We start from the raw sequence: 18,183 nt of genomic DNA, 5'->3' as shown, positions 1-18,183 counted from the left end.
TTATAAGGCATGCGTATGGTCCGAACATTCTCGAAGGCGGCCTCGCCGCTGGTAGTTGCTGTCGCGGCGGCGTTGATGGGAGCCGCGGTCGCCGCTGAAGTGCCCAGTTATCATTTCGATCTGTCTGCGCAACCGATGTCGCAGGCGTTGCAGCGCTTCGGGCAGATCTCCGGACAGCAGATCATCGTCAGCAGCGAGTTCGTCGAAAAGCTCACTGCGCCGGAGTTGAAGGGCGAGTTCACCGCCGAAGCCGCGCTCGAGCGCTTGCTGCAGGATAGCGGTCTGGTCGCGGTTCGCTCGTCATCGGGCGCGTTGATGATCCGTCAGGCAACTGCGTCGACGAAGGAAGAGTCCAGCGCGGACACCCTGTCGGAAGTTGTGCTCGATACCGTGACGGTATTCGGTCGCGCAACTCAGTACACGCAGAAAGACATTCCGCAAACCCTCACCGCGTTCAATCCGGAGTTTCTGGAGAGCGTGGCCGCCGTCGATACGTACAACGTGCTGCGTTTCGTGCCGACTTCCGCATCGCGCTATTCGGAGTTCGGTTTCAATCCGGGCGAGACGGTGATCCGTGGCTTTCAATCCGTTCGCACCATCAACGGCGTGACGCTCGACACCATGAATCACGGTGCCGACCTGGTCAACGCGGAGCGCGTCGAAGTGCTGATGGGGCCGGCGTCGGTCCTGTACGGCTCGATGCAGCCCGGTGCGGTCGTGAACGTCGTGACCAAGCGGCCGAAGGATGCATTTCATCTCAGCGCCGAGGCGGGCTTCGGCAGCTACAACGATCAGCGTTATTCCATCGACGTGGGCGGTCCGCTGTCCGACAGCGTGCGCGTGCGCTTGAACGCCGAGTGGCGCGATCGCGAATCCTTTCTGGACTACTGGAGCTTGAACAAGATCGTCGTGGCGCCGGTCGTCGAGATCGATCTTTCGGATCGCACGCTGCTGACGCTGGAAGGCTTGTACTCGCGCAATGAATGGGGCGCGGGCACCTGGCTCGGCGGACCCGCGGCCGGATTGATCACGCCGAATCCCAACGGCGACTATCGCCGCTCGTTCTTCCCCGCCAATCCGGACGAGGAGGAGGTGGGGACGACGCGCAATGCCCGACGCATCGAAGCGCGACTGAAACATTCCTTCACCGATACGCTGACTGCGCAGCTGGTGACCACTTACACGTACGGTCAGGAGGACGCCGCGGACATCGTGTCCAACGGCTTTCTGAACACGGACTTTCGCACGCTGCGCCGGTTGCGCTTCCTGGCCATCGATTCACGCGGCGATGACATCGCCGGGCGCCTGGATCTGGCCGGAGAGTTCGAGACCGGTCCGGCGCGGCATCGTTTCGTGATCGGCGGCGACTATCTGTCGCAGGATCAGGACAATTTCAAGGGACGCGCCAACATCGCGACCACGCCGCTCGATCTGTACGCGCCGGTCTACAACTCGGTGATTCCCAATCCGCTGCTGATCAATGGCTCGGGCATCAAGACCGATACCACCGGCATGTTCCTGCAAGACCGCATCTCTTTCGCCGAGAGGTTGCACGTCATTCTCGGCGTGCGCTACGCGAAGATCGAATCGGAAAACGTTTTCCAGGCGGCGGGCACCACCAACCGGGTCACGACCAAACTGTCGCAGGACGCGTGGCCGACGCAGTTCGGCGCGGTGTACGAGCTCACGCCGGACATCTCGCTGTTCGCGAATCGCTCCGAGTCGTTCCTGCCGCGCAGTGGCACGACCGCTGGTGCAAAGCCGTTTCCGCCCGAAGAAGGCAATCAGATCGAGGCAGGCGCCAAGGTCACGCTCGGCCGCTCGGGGTTGATCGGCAACCTCGCGGTGTTCCAGGTCGAGAAGCCCGACGTGCTCGCGCCGGATCCGAACAATCCGGGCTTCCAGTTGCCGCTCGGCGATGTGAAGTCGCAGGGTGTGGAGCTGTCGGTGAACGGTCAGCCGCTGCCGAACTGGACGCTGTACGCCGCCTTCGCGCACATGAAGACGGAGGTGAACAGCACCGATCGCGTGTTGGACGGCAACGAGTTGGCCAACGCCCCGAAGAACACGTTCTCGCTCATGTCTCGATACGACCTGGTCGGTGGCTGGTTCGACGGTCTGGCGTTCTCCATCGCGGTACAGAACGTCAATGCGCGCTTTGCCGACGATCAGAACACATTGCGTCTGCCGGGCCACACTCGGGTCGATCTCGGTGCGTACTATCCCTTGAATCAGCATTTCGAGATCAGTCTGCTGGTGAACAACGTTACGGATGAGGACGTGTATTCGGCGATCTCGGCCAACCGCATCTCTTACGACGCCTATCGAAACTATCTGGTGCGTATCGGCTACAAGCTGTAAGCGTGAAAGTCATGACGACAGTCCGATCGGTGCTGCCGCTCGTGTTGGCGCTCGCCTCGTGCATGACGCACGCGGCGGCGTCGGGCACGCCGGCGGCGCGGGCCGCGGCGTTTCTCGCGAGTCAGGAGAAAGCGGGCGAGCCGGGATGCGCGGTCGGAGTGCTTCAGGATGGGCAATGGGCCTTCAAGGACGCCTACGGGCTCGCGGATATGGAATCGAAGGCGCGCAATACCCCTGAGCTGGTGTTTGGCGTCGCTTCGATCACCAAGCAGTTCACCGCCGCGGCGGTCGCGATTGCCGCCCAGCAGAAGTATTTCAGTCTGGACGACGACATCCGCAAGTATCTGCCGGAGATGCCCGACTATGGACGGCCGATCACCATTGCGGAGCTGGTCTATCACACGGACGGGATACGCGATCATGGCAGGCTGGTGAGCCTCACCGGCAATCCGGAACGATATGAGACACAGGCCGCTCGCGTCGCCTTGCTCGCTCGCCAGCGCGCGCTGAACTTCGAACCGGGCACGCAGTATCTCTACGGTAACGGCGGCTATCTGCTGTTGGCTGAGATCATCCAGCGAACGACGCGCAAGTCGCTTGCTGCTTACGCCGAGGAGAATATCTTTCGACCGCTCGGTATGACGCATACGTATTTCGGATCGGGCACTCGCGGTACTGCGGGGCGCGCGTTGCCGTACTCTCGCGTCAAGAACGGTTGGCGCAATACCGATGGGGAAGCACCGGCGCATCTCGGATCGGGCGGACTGATGACGACGCTCGATGACTACGCGAAGTGGGCCAATAACCTGTTCGCAGAACGAAGTGGTCTGGCCGGTGGCACGGCGCTCACGAAACTGCTGCGCACTCCGGGTCGCTTGCTCGACGGGACTGCCCTGGACTATGGGTTCGGTCTACGGCTCAATCCCTATCGCGGCATCGAACAGGTGGCGCACAGCGGATCGGGCGAGGGCTACAAGGCGCTCGCCATGATGTTTCCGCAGCGCAAGCTCGGTGTGTTCGGCTTCTGTAACAACGGCGTGTATGCGCAGGAAGTCGTGATGGCGGTCGCCGATATTTTCCTGGGGCTGGCGCCACAAGGCAAAGCGGCGGGAGGGGAGTCGACGATTCGACTCACTCGCGCTCAACTCGATCGTTTCGCGGGTGTGTATCGCGAGCCGGAGCTGCGGCTCCCGATGCTGGTGAAGGCGGGCGACAACAAGCTCATTGTCGATGGTGACGCCAAACGATATGACTTCCTGCCGCTCGCACCGGCGCGCTTCCGTAATGAAGAGAACATCATTATCGAGTTCGGCGGGCCGGTGGATGCTGCCGCCAGTACGCTGCGTCAGGTCGAGGGCAGGAAGTATGGATCCGGCGTGTTTGCGCGAGTCCAGCCGGTGGCGCCTACGTCGGCGCAGATGGCGAGCTACGCGGGGGACTATCTCAGCGCTGAGCTGAGTGCAACGTATCGCTTCAGTGTGCAGGGCGGGCAACTCACGGCGCGCATCGTGGAGCAGGGCGATAAAGCCAAAGCGTGGCGCTTCGAGCCGCTGCTGCAGGATGAGTTCTACGACCTGGATAATCGAATGGTCGTGCGCTTCAAGCGTGGCCGGGACGGTCTCATCAATGGCCTCGATCTGACCAACCAGTTCGGCTGGATCAAAGATGTGGCGTTCGAGCGTGTGAAATGAGTTGCCGCCAACTTGTTCGGCTTGGTCATCGCCGTCGCTTTGAGCCGCGCGGTCTGACTTTCCGCACGTTCGCCGCTTGGTTGTTAGCGGCCGTTGCTATCACGCCGTTCATGGCGGCGACGGCCGCAGACGACGCGGAGCGAGTTGTCGCATGGTCCGCTCAGCACGCCGTCCCATTTGGCGACGACCTCACTCCGCTCAAAGCAGTGGTCGGCGACGCGCGGGTGCTGGCATTCGGCGAAGGCACGCACAATGCCAGTGAACTCTGGACCCTGCGCAATCGAATGTTTGCCTATGCCGTCGAGCAACTCGGCTTCACGGCCATCGCGGCGGAAACCAGCCTCTCCGAAGGCTGGATGACCGACGACTACGTCACCGGCAAGTCGAAAGACCTCGATGCCGCCACTCACGGCGTCTTCTCGTGGACCGCAGCGTCGTTCGAAGAGAACCGCGCGCTGGTCGAGTGGATGCGGGCCTACAACGCACGGCCGACCACATCGAGAAAGGTCCATTTCTACGGCCTGGAGATGAGCGGAACAACGCGCCCCGATGGCCGCCTGCTCGTGCAACCCGCGATCGACTACATGCGCACCGTCGACGCCAAACGCGCGCAAGCCGTCGAAAGCCGCTTCTCCCCGTTGCTGCCGGCTTTCAACGTTACGCAATGGCCTAAGACCGAGCCATCGACACAAGATCAACTGGTGATTGCCGTCCAAGAGCTGGTGAGCCTGTTCGAACGCTACCAGGTGCTCTGGGCGGCCAAGAGCTCACTCGACGCGTATCAACGCGCCTATCGACACGCCGTCGCCGCGCGACAGCTGGTGGCGCATTCGCGCATGAAGGGCCAGGGGCGCGACATCGCCGCCGCCGAGAACCTGCGTTGGGTGTTGGAGCGGGAAGGGCCGAAGGGACGGTTGTTCGTGTTCGCGCACAACTCGCACGTTGCCAAGTGGCGCATGCTGCCGGCGGACGATGCTGAGCTACACAGCACGATGGCTGAGTTCGTTCAGCCTCTGCTCGGCAACGACCTGGTGGTGATCGCCTCGCTGTACCACCGAGGCGAAACGCGGGATTGGCTCGGAATGTTTGGTTTCGACAATCAGCTGCGCGCCGTGCCGCCGTCCAAGCCTGAGAGCCTGAACGGCGTGATGTCGCGCGTCGGCAAGCCGAGCTTTCTACTCGATCTGCGCACGTTGCCGAATGCCGGCCCGGTACGCGATTGGTTCGCGCAGCCGCGGCCGGTGCGCAACATCAATGTGCGCGAAGAATACAACCAGATAAAACCGGCGGCCGCTTTCGACGCGCTGCTGTACATCGACGCAATCTCACCCTTGCATCTCACCGGCAAATAGCCGGCCTCCCAATCTTTTTCAGGAGCCTGTCTGATGCTTCGTTGCAGAGTCACGTGGATTCGTGCTGCCCTGGTTGCAGCCTGCGCATGGGCGGCACCGATGGTGAGTGCTGCGGAGAAGGAGCCGCTCACCGTCAATTGGTATCACAGCGCGCAGTTCCTTCAGCCCGTCATCGATGAGTTCAGCAAAGACAGCGGCATCGCCGTCAAAGTCACCGACTCTTACGACAAGTTCGACACCGACGTCATTCTGGTGTCGGACTACAAGAGCCTCACCGAAGCGAAGAAGCTCAATTCGTTCGAGCGCATCCGCTCGCCGGATCTGGACGCGATCGTGCCGGCTCGCTGGCGCGACCGGGATGGTGCCTGGTACGGCGTGATGTTGCGGGCCCGCGCGGTGATCTACAACAAGGCGCAGGTGAAGGCCGGCGAGATCAAGTCGTATCGCGATCTGGCCGATCCGAAGTGGCGGGGCAAGATCGCCTTGCGCGGGGCGTCCAACGTGTACAACCGTTCGTTGCTCGCATCGATGATCGTGCACGATGGCTACGAGAGCGCGGCGGCCTGGGCCAAGGCGGTGCGCGACAATGCAGGTGTGTATCCCGAGTACTCCGGCGACACCGGCAATATCTGGCGAGTCGCCAAAGGCGAGTTCGCGCTCGGCTTCGTGAACACGTACTACATCTGTTACGAGATGGCGAAGGGACGCGAAAAGACGAATGGCTTGAAGCTCGCCGACACTCTGGGGGTGGCCTGGCTCGATCAGGATGGCGCCGGTCAACATGTGAACGTGACCGGTGTCGGCGTGCGCGCCGGTACGACCCGTAAGGACGATGCGATGAAGCTCGTGCGCTTCTTGCTGAGTCCTAAAGGACAAGCGCTGCTGTCGAAAAACGTGTTCAAGTATCCGGTCCGCAGCGATGTCGCCCCCAGCCCGCTGCTGCAATCGTTCGGCACCTTTCGCGCCGACGACCTGAATTTGAACGATCTGGAATTGCACTACGACGAAGTCGACGGCATCTACCGTGCCGTGGGCTGGCGCGCCTGGCAGGCAGAGTGAGCCGATGAACAAACTCAGTCGCCGCATTCGAAGCGGCATGATGGTGGCGGTTGGGATGATGGTGACGGCGCTGCATGCAGATGCGGCGTCGTCGTTCACGCTGGCTGAATCCCTCGAAGCCCACACCAGCTTGCAGCTCAGGGCGAACAATCTGGTCGTGCCGGCGTCGGGCCGGTATGCCGCATGGATCGAAGGCAGCAGGTTGATGATTGCGTTCGCGCCGGATTTTCGTCCGCGTGAATTGCTGGCGACGCAGGACGGTGGCACGTTGAACGCGGCCTATGCGTCGCCCGACAATGTCACTCTCTACTACACGCGCGGGTCTGCCACGCCTGCGTTCGGTCCGTATCAGGCGAACGACACCAGGGAGTTCTGGCGAGTCGATGTGACCAATGGACGCAGTGAGCGCCTGGCCACCGGCAGCGATGTTCCCGAGGGGGCGCCGGTGTTCGCTCCCGACGGGGGATCGTTCGCTACTGTGCGTGGACCGATGGTGTATGAATATCGCGTCGATGGCACACGGCTGTCGCGGCGGCCGATGCTCGAGAACAACGCGGAGCACTACGCGGCCCAGAAGCTCACGAGCTTGACCTATTCGCCGGACGGTCGCCGGCTGGCGTACGTCAGTTGGCGTCGGGCGGCGCAGAGCTACGTTGCCATTCTCGACGTGGCCACCGGCAAGGCGCGCTATCTCCAACCCGGCATCTTCCGTGATCAATCGCCGGTCTGGTCGCCCGATGGCCGCGAGGTGGCGTTCGTGCGCATGCCGGGCAATTGGAGCCGCGAGTACCGCTTTTCGCCGAGGAAACAAGGTGCGCCGTGGAGTTTGCTCGTTGCCGCGGCGGACAGCGATGCCGTTCGCACGCTGTGGCAGGCTGATGCTGGTATCGGCAGCGTGTTTGAGCCGTTCGGCATCGGCTCGTGGATGGAACCCAACGCCGAGGTGACGCAGCTGCGTTGGACTTCGACCGGCGCCATCGTCTTCCCCTGGGAGAAAACCGGATGGGTGTCGGCTTATGCCATCGGCGCGAAGGGTGGCGCACCGAAGCCGCTGATGACTGGTAAAGGCGAAGTGACGCTGCCGGTCGTGAGTGGCGACGGCCGGAGCATCCTGTTTGCTTCGAATGTGGACGACTCAGCGCGCCTGCACGTGTGGCGTGCGCCGTTGAACGGCGGTAAAGCGGAACGTCTCACCTCGGGCGGTGTCGAGCACAGCCCGATGGAGCTGGCGGGCGGTGTGGTTGCGTACCTGAGCAATGACAAGGGACGCATACCGAATCGACATATGCTTCTGACGACGAAAGCGCAGGCTCGTCCGCTCGGTGCGTACTCTCAGGTGTCGACTCGTACGGCGCAGGTGTGGGAGCAGTTCGTTGATACCGATGTTGTGCCGGTGAAGGCCGCGGATGGCGTCGTTTCTCAACAGCTGATTTTCTGGCCGCGCAGCCCCGCTCCCAAGAGCGGCTATCCCGTCATCATTTCATCCAAGGGCGGCCCCGAGGGGCGAGTGTCGCCGGGTAATGGCGTGTACACCGCGTTGGGCCAATACGCGGCGTCGCGTGGCTATGTGTTTGTCGAGATGAATTATCGCGGCGGCACAGGTGATGGCATCGAATATCGATTGCCTGAGGGGCGCGGCGCGACGGGTGGCAGCGAGGTCAAGGATATCGAAGCGCTGGTGTTGTACCTGCGAGGTCTTAGTGACGTGGACGCGAAGCGCATTGGCATCATGGGCGGCTCGTACGGCGGCTTCATCGTTTCATTGGCGCTCTCACGCCTGCCGCAGTATTTCGCGGCTGGCGCACACATGAGCGGAGTCGGAGACTGGGTGGGCGAGATGAAGCTCGATCAGCGCGACGAAGGCTGGCCCAGCGCGCCGCCCGATCTGATCAGGCTCAGTGAGCGAGTGCAGATCGAAGATCTGGCGTTTCGTTCCTCGTCGGTTGCCGACATCGAAGCCTGGCGCGCGCCGACGCTCATCACCATGGGCGAGCTGGACCGCTCGGGACACATGGAGGGCATCATCGATCTGGGCTACCGCCTGCTGGAGCAGGGCACGCACGTCGAATTCTCCATCGCGCCGGAAGCAGGACACGTTGGACCGCGAGCGCGGCCCATGGACAAGGTGTTCGATTTCTTCGAACGCACCTTGCGGGGCGAATGAAACTCGACGAGTTGCCAACCGAAGACGAACGCGGCTCCCATGTGGCGCGTTTGTTTCGCGAGCACAATCGTATGCTGGTCGGCCTGCTCGTGGGCCGACTGAAGAACGAACAGGAGGCGAAGGAAGTCGCCCAGGAAGCGTACGTCAAGCTGTTGCAGCTGGATACCGCGCAAGGGGCCGTCAGTTATCTGCGCGCCTATTTGTTTCGGATCGCGGAGAACCTGGCGGTCGATCGATTGCGCCAGCGGCGCTCGCGTTCACGCGTGGATCGACTGGGCTCGCTCGATGATTTCTGCGAAGAGCCGCGCGCCGAGCGAGCCGCGATCGCACAGCAGGAGTTGCAATTGCTTCGTGACGCGGTTGACGAATTGCCCGACCGGTGTCGGGAAGCGTTCCGGCTCCACAAGCTCGAGGATCGGCCTCTGGAGGAGGTCGCCATCCGCATGGGGATCTCCGAGCGCATGGTGCGTAAGTTCATCACGCGCGCGCTGATCTATATCCGGTTGCGGCGGGAAGGCCACTCGATCGCGCAGGCCAGGGAGTTGCTCAAGGCATGAGCACGCAGCAAACGATACAGCCCGATGAGCTGCGGCGGTTGGAGGAAGCGGGCGACTGGCTGCTTCGACTCAACAGTGCCACTCACACCGAAGCGGATGTGGAGGAGTGGTTGCGCTGGTGTCATGCCGACGACCGGAATCTTGCGGCTTACGAAGCTTTGCAGCGGGACTGGCAGGATCTGGACGCGCTCAAGCAGCTGCCGGTCGTCAAACCGGTGCGTCGCTCGAGAGTCGCGTGGGCCTTGGCGGCGGGCGTGGCGGCGGTGGCGCTGACATTCTCGATTGTCCAGATGCAATCCCCATCATCTGCAGTCGTCACGGCTGCCGTGAGCAACCGTGCGGCCACCTTGCCGGATGGCTCGAAGATGATTCTGGGCGCGCAAAGCCTGGTGAACCTCGATTTCAGCGGCCCGACCCGCAAGCTCGATCTGTCCTCGGGCGAAGCGTATTTCAAGGTGAAGCACGATCGGCTGCGGCCGTTCGTCGTGCAGGCGGGTGCGGTCAGCGTGACCGCGGTCGGCACGGCGTTCGACGTGCGCCGCCAGGACGATGACATCGTCGTCACCGTCGAGGAAGGCATCGTCGAAGTGGCGGGCGATCGGGAAACGTGGCGCGCCGCCGCCGGCTATCAGCTGCGTTATTCCAATCGACGCCGGACCGCGTCCATTGCGACAGTGAATCCAGCGGTGGCGTTGGCCTGGCGCAGTGGCGAGCTGGCGTATGTTCGTGAGCCGCTGGGTTCGGTCATCGAGGATCTGAACCGCTACTCCGAGCACAAGATCGTGATCGACGATCCCGAGATCGCGTCACTGCCGTTCACGGGCACGGCGTTCGCCGCCTCGCTGGAGGATTGGCTCGCGGGTATCGAGGCCGCCTATCCGGTCAGCGTGCGGCGTGTCGACGATGGCGAGATCGTCCTCAGCTCGCGCTAGAACTTTCTTTGCCGCACCGAGGTTCAAAAATCTGACGGTCGCTCGTCATAGCTGCGTTGGCAAATCCGCCGGACAAAAAGCAGCAGGGGAGAACGGATGAGCGAGTCAATTCATCAGCGCGGCAGCAAGAGAGGCAGTCGGGTCGCGCTCGCGGTGCTGGCGAGCTTGTTGGCACAGGGCGCGCTCGGCGCCGATCTGGACAAGCGCATCGAGTTCAACATCCCGGCGCAGGATCTGTCGGCGGCGCTGATTCAGTTCTCGCAGCAGTCGCGCCTGCAAGTCATCATTCGCGAAGATCTGACCGGCCAGACGACCACCGGCATCAACGGCGCGTTGCCGATCAAGCAGGCGCTCCTGCGGCTGCTCGACCCGGCGGGTCTGCGCTTCCAAGTGGTCGGCGATACGTCGATCACCGTAGGGAAGGTTACCGAGAAGACCAGCTCCGTGCCGCAGGCCAGCCTGCGATTGGCGTCTGCTGAAGAGACGGTGCCGGCACCGCGCGACTCGACGCCGCCGTCAACCCAATCGCAATCGAACGAAGGCAGCGCGATCGCGGAGATCACAGTGACCGGCTCGCGTCTGGCCCAGGCGGACGACAGTCCGCTGCCCGTGACCACGATCAACATCGAAGATTTCAAACAGGGCGCGCAGGCCACGCCGGCCGACTTTCTGCAGAAGCTTTCCGTCGCCCTGTCCGCGGACGGCCGCGGCACCTGGGGCTTCAACGGCGAGGGTGAGGCCGCCATCGGCATGCGCGGTCTCGAAGCCAAGAATACGTTGTTCCTCGTCAACGGCTTTCGTATCGCGCAGGATGGCGTCAATGGCGCGTCCAACATGAACTCCATTCCGGCCGCTGCCATCGAACGTGTCGAAGTGCTGACCGGTGGCGCCTCGGCCATCTACGGCACCGACGCGGTTGCCGGCGTGATCAACTACATCCTGAAGAAAGATTTCGATGGCATCGCCTTCGATACGTTCTATGGCGATTCCTCGCGTGGCGGCCGCGAGACTGTCTCGGCTTCGTTCCTCGCGGGCACGCCAATCGGCGATGGGCGAGGCAACCTGATGCTGGGCGCGTCGTATCTGGATCAGAAGGGCATCACTTCCCTGCAGCGGCGCGATTTGTTCAATGGCTCTCGCAACGTCAATTCGGTGCGCGTGCCGGGCTCGTTCACGTTTCCCGCCGGATTCTTCGGCGCCGGCAGCACGCCGGGGCGCTACACGATTCGCGATGGCGTCACGCAGCCCACCGGCACCGGCGATTTCCGGTTGCGCAACACTGCGACCGACACCTGGAATACCGCGACCAATCAGGGCTTCTACGTGACGTTCCCGCTGCAGCAGACCTCGCTGTTCGGCAGCCTGGAATATGAGCTGATCGAGGACACACTGACGTTCTTCTCCGATTTCAGCTACACCAAGACCGACACCAGCGATCGTTACTATGCGGCGGCGCTGACGGTCTCCAATGGCGCGCGTTCGGTCGCCACCATCAACGATGGTCCGCCTCGCATCTTCAATCTGCGCATTCCCGCCACCAACTATTACAACCAGCAGCTGTTCGGTGGCAATGCGGTGGACATTCTGAACTGGGACCTGCGCTTCGCGGAACTCGGCTACACGGAGCGCACGCTCAAGCGCGACGAGTACCGGATCGTCGCCGGCCTGCGCGGTCGGATCGGTGCGGACTACGACTGGCAGGTGGCTTTCAATCGTTCCGAGTTCAATCGCGATGAATCGCAGGCCAATCAGATCAACCTCGCGGCGCTGGAGCGCGCACTGGCTCGGACCACGCCGGATGCCTTCAATCCTTTCGGCCCGAACAGCGCCACGGTGATCGATGAGCTGCGTGTGACGTTGCCGTTCGATGAGAACTCGTACGAGCAGTCGGTGATTGCCTCGGTGCGTGGACCGATCGTCGAGTTGCCGGCGGGCAGGATGACCGGCGCCGTTGGCGTCGAGCGTCGTCGTAGCTACGTCGATCGGCCACTGGGCCAGGCGACCTACGATTTCCGCGGGTCGTTCCCGTATGACTTCCTCTATGACATCACGGGTTACTTCGCCGAAGTCAACGTGCCGTTGTTCGACAGCTTGACGCTGGACCTCGCAGGGCGCGCCGAAGATTATCAGGATATGTTCGATACCACGGTCGGCTCGGTATCGTTGCGTTGGCGGCCGATCGACTCGCTGCTGGTGCGCGGCTCTTATAGTCAGGGCTTCGTGGCGCCCGGCGTGACGGATCTTGCCAGCAACGGTTTTACCACGCCGCAACAGTCGTTTCGCGATCCGCGTAGCGGCCAGTCCTTCGCGCTGGATATCTATTCCATCGGCAATCGGCAGCTGAAGCCGGAGAGCAGCGACATCTATAACCTCGATGTGACTTTCCGGCCGGACAGCGTGCCCGGTCTGATGGTTTCGACCGGCTACTTCCGGATCGAACAGCAGGACATCGTGCGCGATCTGAGCGTGCAGTACATCATCGATCGCTATTTCGCGACCGGCGGTCCGGGCAACGCGGGGGCTGAGTTCGCCGATCGGGTGCAATTCGACAGCGCGGCCAACCGCATTCTTCAAGTGACTCGCGGACCGTTCAACCTCGCCGAGCGCACCGTCGACGGCATCGACTTCTCGGTCCAGTACCGGCTGCCCGAGTTCGATATCGGCACGTTCACGGTGGGCCTCAATGGCTCGCGCTATCTCACGTTCGAAGAGGTGGATATGCCGGGCAGCGATCCGGTGAGCTATCTCGGCACGGTCCGCGATTTCATGGCGGTATATCCGAAGCTCAAGGCGAGCGCCAACGTGCAGTGGTCGCTGGATCGCTGGAGCGCATCGCTCGGCACGAACGGCTTCAGCTCGGTGAACAATCCAGGCAGCACGGTGAAGCGTCGTCTCGGCGCGTATGTTTCCACCGATCTGTCGTTGAGCTATCAGTTCGATCGCGTCGGGGTGACGACGGCGGTGGACAACGTGTTCGGCCGCGAGCCGCCCATGGATACCTCCATCTACGGCAACTATCCGTTGAACTCGTACGATCCGACCGGGCGCTATTATTCGGTGCGTATGAGCACCAAGTTCTAGTGTCCATGTTGACCCGTCGATCGATGCTGCTCGGTGTCGCGGGGGCTGCCATTGCGCAGCCCCTTTGGTCGGCCGAGCCGGTGCTGCCCATCGCCGAGACCCGCTTCGGCAAGGTGATGGGTGTGATGGACGGGCCGATAGCTCAGTTCCGGGGCATTCCCTACGGCGCGCCCACCGGCGGCGCCAATCGTTTCATGCCGCCACTCAAGCCGCAGCCGTGGGCGGGTGTGCGCGAGTGCCTTGGCTTCACCACTCTTTGTCCGCAGGCGGGGCTGCGAGCAATGGATTTTCGCTCCGAGTATTTCCAGCTGATCGGCTGGGATCAGTCGGCCGGCGTGATGAGTGAAGATTGTTTGAACCTGAACGTGTGGACGCCCGGTCTGCGCGACGGCACGCCACGACCGGTGTTTGTTTCTTTTCACGGCGGCAACTTCGATCGTGGTACGGCCAACTCGCCGGGCTACGATGGCAAGAACCTCGCATTGCTCGGTGATGTCGTGGTGGTTACCGTCAATCATCGACTGGCCTCGCTGGGGTATTTGCACCTGGCGGATCTCGGTGTGCCCGAGGAGTTCGCCTCGGCCGGTGCGGTCGGTGCGTTGGACATGGTGGCGGCGCTGGCCTGGGTTCGCGACAACATTCGAGAATTCGGTGGCGATCCGAGCCGCGTGACCATCGTCGGGCAGTCTGGGGGCGGCGCGAAGGTCGCGACGTTGCTGGCGATGCCGGCAGCCCGCGGGCTGTTCCACCGCGCCATCATTCAAAGTGGCGGTAGATTGCGGTTGGCTTCACGCGAAGCCGCGACCGCGAATACCGAGAAGCTGTTATCGACGCTGGGCTTGCGTGCTTCGAATATTCGAGCTTTGCAACGCGTGCCGTGGCAGCGACTCATTGAGGCGCAGTGGCAGCTGGGAATGACGGATTTCGCGCCGGTCGTCGGTATCGAGGCGCTGCCCCGGCACTATTTCGATTCCGAGCAACCGGCGCCGAGCGACGATGTGCCGCTGATGATGGCCTCGACGCTGGAAGATGCGGCGATGTTCAACACCAACTTCGATCTGGACGAGGCGGGGCTACTCGAGGTCATCCAGTCCCGGTATCCAGATCAAGCGCGTGAGATCCTTGCGCTGTATCGAGACCAGGCACCGCGGAAGACGCCGTTTCTGATCCAGGCGCAGATGCTCTCGGATCTCAACTATCGCAAGCCGCTGCTCACGCAAGCCGAGCTTCGGGTGCGGCGGGGCGGAGCGCCGGTGTATTCCTATCTATGGCGTTGGCCGTCGCCCGCGTATGACGGCAAGTTCGGCGCGGTTCATTTCGTCGACGTGCCGGCAACTTTCAACAATGCTCGCGACGCCATCGTGGGTGGCGGATCGGCCGTGGGCCGCCGGTTGTGTCATCAGCTCGCATCCGCGTGTATCGAGTTCGCACGTAGTGGCAAGCCGCAGCTGCCGGGAGGGCTCAGTTGGCTGCCGTTCGAGACGACCAGGCGCAAGGTCGCCGTGTTCGATGAGCAGCTGGCGGTGGACGACGATCCTCGCGGAGAGATCCGGCGGTTCTGGGAACGGCCATCCATGACGGGCGATTCCCGTCGCTGAGCTCGATCGCTCCGCGATGACCGCTTTGAGTGGGCGCTGAGTCGATTACTCGATGACGGCCGCTTTGAGCGGACTTTGCGTCTTCACGGTGCGCATGGTCACCAGCGTCTTGAAGTTCTTGACGAAGTTGTCCGCATACAGAACGTCGCGCGTCAGCGTCTCGAAGCTCTCCATGCTCTGGGCGACGACGCGCAAGGCGAAATCGTAATCGCCAGTGACATACCAGGCCTCGACGATCTCCGGCACGCCCTGCAGCTTACGAATGAACTGGTCGAGAATGGCCGTGCGCTCGCGCTCGAGCGTCACCAGCACGATCATCGTGAGCGGCCATCCCATGGTGCGCGGTGACACCACAGCGACTTCCCGCTCGATGACTTTTTCGCGCTTCAAGCGCTGAATGCGCCGATAGCAGGCGGGTTCGGACAGGCCGACGATCTCCGCCAGCGCCGCGATCGGCGTGCGGGCGTCGGCCTGCAACAGCTCCAGCAAGCGGTAGTCGGCGGCGTCGAGTTCGGTCTCCATGCGATAACTTTTATCATTCCCGAATCAATCTTGCGAACTTATCGCAGGGCCGTTAGGTAGATTTTATCGACTCCCAAGGAGAATTTGCCCATGACCTCGCTCGAACAGCTCAAGTCCATGGACCGTGCGTCGGTCCTGCACCCCTTCACCCAGGCCAAGGACTATGCGTCCGGGGCGGCGGACTGCTTCGTGGTGGAGTCCGGTTCGGGGGTTCGTATCAAAGGAGCGGACGGCACCGAGCTCATCGATGCATTCGGCGGGCTGTATTGTGTGAACGTCGGCTACGGGCGCCCGGAAATTGCCGAAGCCATCGCCGGGCAGGCTCGCAAGCTTGCCTACTATCACTCGTACGCCGGCCACACGACCGAAGCATTGGCACGACTGTCGGCTCGCCTGATCGAGATGGCGCCGGCCGGCATGAGCAAGGTGTTCTATGGCTTGTCCGGCTCCGACGCCAACGAGACCAACGCCAAGCTGGTCTGGTACTACAACAACCTGCGTGGCCAGCCGCGCAAGAAGAAGATCATCTCGCGCGAGCGCGGCTATCACGGTTGCTCGGTGATTTCAGGGTCGATGACCGGCCTGTCGTTCTATCACCAGCACATGGATCTGCCGCTGCCCATCGTGCGGCACGCAGGTGTGCCTCATCACTATTGGGGCGCTCAGGCGGGCGAAACCGAACAGCAGTTCTCGAAGCGTCGCGCGGCTGAACTGGAAGCGTTGATCCTGCAGGAAGGGCCGGAGACCGTGGGCGCGTTCATCGCCGAGCCCGTGCTCGGCACGGGTGGTTTGATTCCACCGCCCGAGGGTTATTGGGACCAGATCCAGGCGGTGTTGAATCGCTACGATGTGCTGTTGATCGCGGACGAAGTGGTGTGCGGTTTCGGTCGCATCGGCACGCCGTTCGGCAGCGATCGCTATGGTATGAAGCCCGACCTCATCACGGCGGCCAAAGGCTTGACCAGCGCTTATGTGCCGATGTCCGCCTCCATCATCGGCGAGCGCATCTGGAATGTGGTACGCGATGCTGCCGATCAGGTCGGTGCTTTCTCGCACGGTTACACCTACAGCGGTCACCCGCTGGGAGCGGCGGCCGCGAATGTGTGCCTGGACATCCTGGAGCGGGAGAAGCTGGCCGACAACGCCGAGCGCGTCGGCACCTATTTGCGCAAACAATTGAGCGATGCGCTCGGCTCGAATGAGTTCGTTGCCGAGATTCGTGGCGTTGGCATGCTGGCAGCTATCGAGTTCGTTGCCGACCGGACCACTCGACGACGTTTCGATGCCGCGCAGAAAGTGGGAGCGAGGTTGTCCGCCGCCGCTCGCAAGCGAGGGCTGATCACGCGTGCCATGCCTCACGGCGACATCCTGGGATTTGCGCCTCCGTTGGTGCTGACGCAGGCGGATGCCGGAATCATTGCGGAGATCACGCGCGATGCCGTGGTCGAAGTGACGGAACAGCTCAAACGCGAACGGGCTGTGTAATGTCGACGATCGTCGTGCGCGACCCCGATGATGGCAGCGTCGTCGGGGAGGTCGAAACGACCAGTGCGGTTGAGCTCGATCGCATTCTTACCCGAGCCACGGACGCGTTGCGCGCTCCACGTCTGGCCGCTTACGAGCGGTCGAAGATATTGACGGCGGTCGCCGGCAGGGTCGAGGCACAAGCTGAGGATCATGCGCAGCTGATTGCGACGGAAGGCATCAAGACGCTGCGCGAGGCGCGCCGCGAAGTTGCGCGCTGTGTAGAAACATTGCGGTTGTCCGCCGAAGAAGCGAAGCGCATTGGCGGCGCAGTCGTTCCTTTCGATCAGGCTCGCGGCGGCGTCGATCGGATGGGCTGGTGGCAGTTGCAGCCGGCCGGCGTGGTTGCCGCGATCACGCCCTATAACGATCCATTGAACCTGGTGGCTCACAAGCTCGGGCCGGCTTTTGCGTTGGGCGCGCCGGTGGTGATCAAGCCGCATCCGCAGACGCCGTTCTCGGCGCTCAAGCTGGTGGAGCATTTTCGCGAATCAAACGCGCCGGAAGGCTCGGTGCAGATTGCGTTCGGCGGTGCCGAGCTGGGCGCGATGCTGGTTGCCGATCGTCGACCCAGAGTTGTTTCTTTCACGGGCGGCCGAACTGCGGGGGCTGCCATTGCCGCACGGATCGGGCTCAAACGTCTGCTCGCGGAACTGGGCGGCGTCGGTGTAGTGGCTGTGGCAGCGGACGCCGATATCGAAGCGGCGGCGCAATCCATTCACTCGGGTGCATTTTGGGCGGCGGGGCAGAACTGCGTGCATGCGCAACGGGTCATCGTCGAGGCGAAGATCGCGCCTGCGCTGCGTGAGCGTCTGTGCTCGCTGGCGGGCGCCATGCGGATGGGGCCGAAACGCGATGAAGCGACGGAGCTGGGCCCACTGGTCGATCAAACGTCGGCGCGCCGGGTTATGTTCAAAATCGATCAGGCTCGCAGCGCTGGGGCGGAAGTGCTCAGCGGTGGTTGGGAGGCTGGCAATCGAGTTGCCGCCACCTGGATCGAAGGGCTCGCCGCGGATCATCCGCTGTTGAGTGAGGAAATATTCGGACCGGTCGCGACGTTGGAGATTGCCACGGACACCGCCGATCTCCTGCATCGCCTGGCGACTGCCAGTGACGCCATTCACGCCGCGATCTTCACCAGCTCCATTGACACATCGTTGCGCGCCTACAGCGTGGCGAATGCGGCCGCGGTGATCGTCAACGACAGCACCGACTTTCGCATCGACGCGATGCCCTTCGGCGGTGGCGGCGCCGCCGGGCTCGGCCGGGAAGGGGTGGCCGATGCCATCGAAGCCATGTCGGAAAAGAAACTGTATGTGGTCCGACGCAGCGCCTAGCGATC

The 18,183-nt window shown here is 62.7% G+C and carries 12 protein-coding genes; 11 read left to right on the top strand and 1 reads right to left on the bottom strand.

The features are described 5' to 3' along the window. Positions 1 to 15: 15 nt before the first annotated feature. The 9 genes from EKO19_RS00695 (at position 16) to EKO19_RS00655 (ending at position 14,795) form a co-directional block, all read left to right on the top strand. Complete coding sequence (locus EKO19_RS00695) at positions 16 to 2,361, top strand: TonB-dependent siderophore receptor (RefSeq protein WP_157995041.1); 2,346 nt, start codon at positions 16 to 18, stop codon at positions 2,359 to 2,361. 11 nt (positions 2,362 to 2,372) lie between these two features. Further along, positions 2,373 to 4,052 (top strand): serine hydrolase domain-containing protein, encoded by a 1,680-nt coding sequence (locus tag EKO19_RS00690; protein WP_129774494.1) that lies wholly within the window; start codon positions 2,373 to 2,375, stop codon positions 4,050 to 4,052. 110 nt (positions 4,053 to 4,162) lie between these two features. Further along, a complete protein-coding gene (locus EKO19_RS00685; protein WP_157995040.1) occupies positions 4,163 to 5,404 on the top strand; it encodes an erythromycin esterase family protein in 1,242 nt (413 codons plus the stop codon). A gap of 33 nt (positions 5,405 to 5,437) precedes the next feature. Beyond that, positions 5,438 to 6,463: an extracellular solute-binding protein gene (locus EKO19_RS00680; RefSeq protein ID WP_129774492.1), complete on the top strand. Its 1,026-nt coding sequence runs from the start codon at positions 5,438 to 5,440 to the stop codon at positions 6,461 to 6,463. A 4-nt stretch (positions 6,464 to 6,467) separates the two neighbouring features. Then, complete coding sequence (locus tag EKO19_RS00675) at positions 6,468 to 8,627, top strand: S9 family peptidase (RefSeq protein WP_129774491.1); 2,160 nt, start codon at positions 6,468 to 6,470, stop codon at positions 8,625 to 8,627. After that, positions 8,624 to 9,184: an RNA polymerase sigma factor gene (locus EKO19_RS00670; RefSeq protein WP_129774490.1), complete on the top strand. Its 561-nt coding sequence runs from the start codon at positions 8,624 to 8,626 to the stop codon at positions 9,182 to 9,184. Before EKO19_RS00675 ends, EKO19_RS00670 begins: the two co-directional genes overlap by 4 nt. Beyond that, entirely contained in the window at positions 9,181 to 10,116 is a 936-nt protein-coding gene (locus EKO19_RS00665; protein WP_129774489.1) for a FecR family protein, read from the top strand. Before EKO19_RS00670 ends, EKO19_RS00665 begins: the two co-directional genes overlap by 4 nt. A 96-nt stretch (positions 10,117 to 10,212) precedes the next feature. Beyond that, positions 10,213 to 13,197: a TonB-dependent receptor gene (locus EKO19_RS00660; protein WP_129774488.1), complete on the top strand. Its 2,985-nt coding sequence runs from the start codon at positions 10,213 to 10,215 to the stop codon at positions 13,195 to 13,197. Between the two features lie 5 nt (positions 13,198 to 13,202). Further along, positions 13,203 to 14,795, top strand: a complete 1,593-nt coding sequence (locus tag EKO19_RS00655) for a carboxylesterase/lipase family protein (RefSeq protein WP_129774487.1) — start codon at positions 13,203 to 13,205, stop codon at positions 14,793 to 14,795. A 45-nt stretch (positions 14,796 to 14,840) separates the two neighbouring features. Here the strand turns inward: EKO19_RS00655 and EKO19_RS00650 are convergent, their stop codons facing one another. Further along, positions 14,841 to 15,317 (bottom strand): Lrp/AsnC family transcriptional regulator, encoded by a 477-nt coding sequence (locus EKO19_RS00650; protein ID WP_129774486.1) that lies wholly within the window; start codon positions 15,315 to 15,317, stop codon positions 14,841 to 14,843. Between the two features lie 90 nt (positions 15,318 to 15,407). Between EKO19_RS00650 and EKO19_RS00645 the strand changes: the two genes are divergently transcribed. Then, positions 15,408 to 16,802 (top strand): aminotransferase, encoded by a 1,395-nt coding sequence (locus tag EKO19_RS00645; protein WP_129774485.1) that lies wholly within the window; start codon positions 15,408 to 15,410, stop codon positions 16,800 to 16,802. Then, positions 16,802 to 18,178, top strand: a complete 1,377-nt coding sequence (locus tag EKO19_RS00640; protein WP_129774484.1) for an aldehyde dehydrogenase family protein — start codon at positions 16,802 to 16,804, stop codon at positions 18,176 to 18,178. The genes EKO19_RS00645 and EKO19_RS00640 overlap by 1 nt, the downstream gene beginning before the upstream one ends. The last annotated feature ends 5 nt before the right edge of the window (positions 18,179 to 18,183 follow it).

This window comes from Peristeroidobacter soli (genome assembly GCF_004138485.1).
Taxonomy (GTDB): Bacteria; Pseudomonadota; Gammaproteobacteria; order Steroidobacterales; family Steroidobacteraceae; genus Steroidobacter; species Steroidobacter soli.
Note: the sequence above shows the minus strand (reverse complement) of the source record. Positions and strands in the feature narration are given on the sequence as shown.

Bases quoted from the DNA above. Each gene is read 5' to 3' on its own strand.
- EKO19_RS00645 (WP_129774485.1), top strand. From the start codon at position 15,408: ATGACCTCGCTCGAACAGCTCAAGTCCATGGACCGTGCGTCGGTCCTG.
- EKO19_RS00680 (WP_129774492.1), top strand. From the start codon at position 5,438: ATGCTTCGTTGCAGAGTCACGTGGATTCGTGCTGCCCTGGTTGCAGCC.
- EKO19_RS00670 (WP_129774490.1), top strand. From the start codon at position 8,624: ATGAAACTCGACGAGTTGCCAACCGAAGACGAACGCGGCTCCCATGTG.
- EKO19_RS00690 (WP_129774494.1), top strand. From the start codon at position 2,373: ATGACGACAGTCCGATCGGTGCTGCCGCTCGTGTTGGCGCTCGCCTCG.
- EKO19_RS00660 (WP_129774488.1), top strand. From the start codon at position 10,213: ATGAGCGAGTCAATTCATCAGCGCGGCAGCAAGAGAGGCAGTCGGGTC.
- EKO19_RS00655 (WP_129774487.1), top strand. From the start codon at position 13,203: ATGTTGACCCGTCGATCGATGCTGCTCGGTGTCGCGGGGGCTGCCATT.
- EKO19_RS00675 (WP_129774491.1), top strand. From the start codon at position 6,468: ATGAACAAACTCAGTCGCCGCATTCGAAGCGGCATGATGGTGGCGGTT.
- EKO19_RS00685 (WP_157995040.1), top strand. From the start codon at position 4,163: ATGGCGGCGACGGCCGCAGACGACGCGGAGCGAGTTGTCGCATGGTCC.
- EKO19_RS00695 (WP_157995041.1), top strand. From the start codon at position 16: ATGGTCCGAACATTCTCGAAGGCGGCCTCGCCGCTGGTAGTTGCTGTC.
- EKO19_RS00640 (WP_129774484.1), top strand. From the start codon at position 16,802: ATGTCGACGATCGTCGTGCGCGACCCCGATGATGGCAGCGTCGTCGGG.
- EKO19_RS00650 (WP_129774486.1), bottom strand. From the start codon at position 15,317: ATGGAGACCGAACTCGACGCCGCCGACTACCGCTTGCTGGAGCTGTTG.
- EKO19_RS00665 (WP_129774489.1), top strand. From the start codon at position 9,181: ATGAGCACGCAGCAAACGATACAGCCCGATGAGCTGCGGCGGTTGGAG.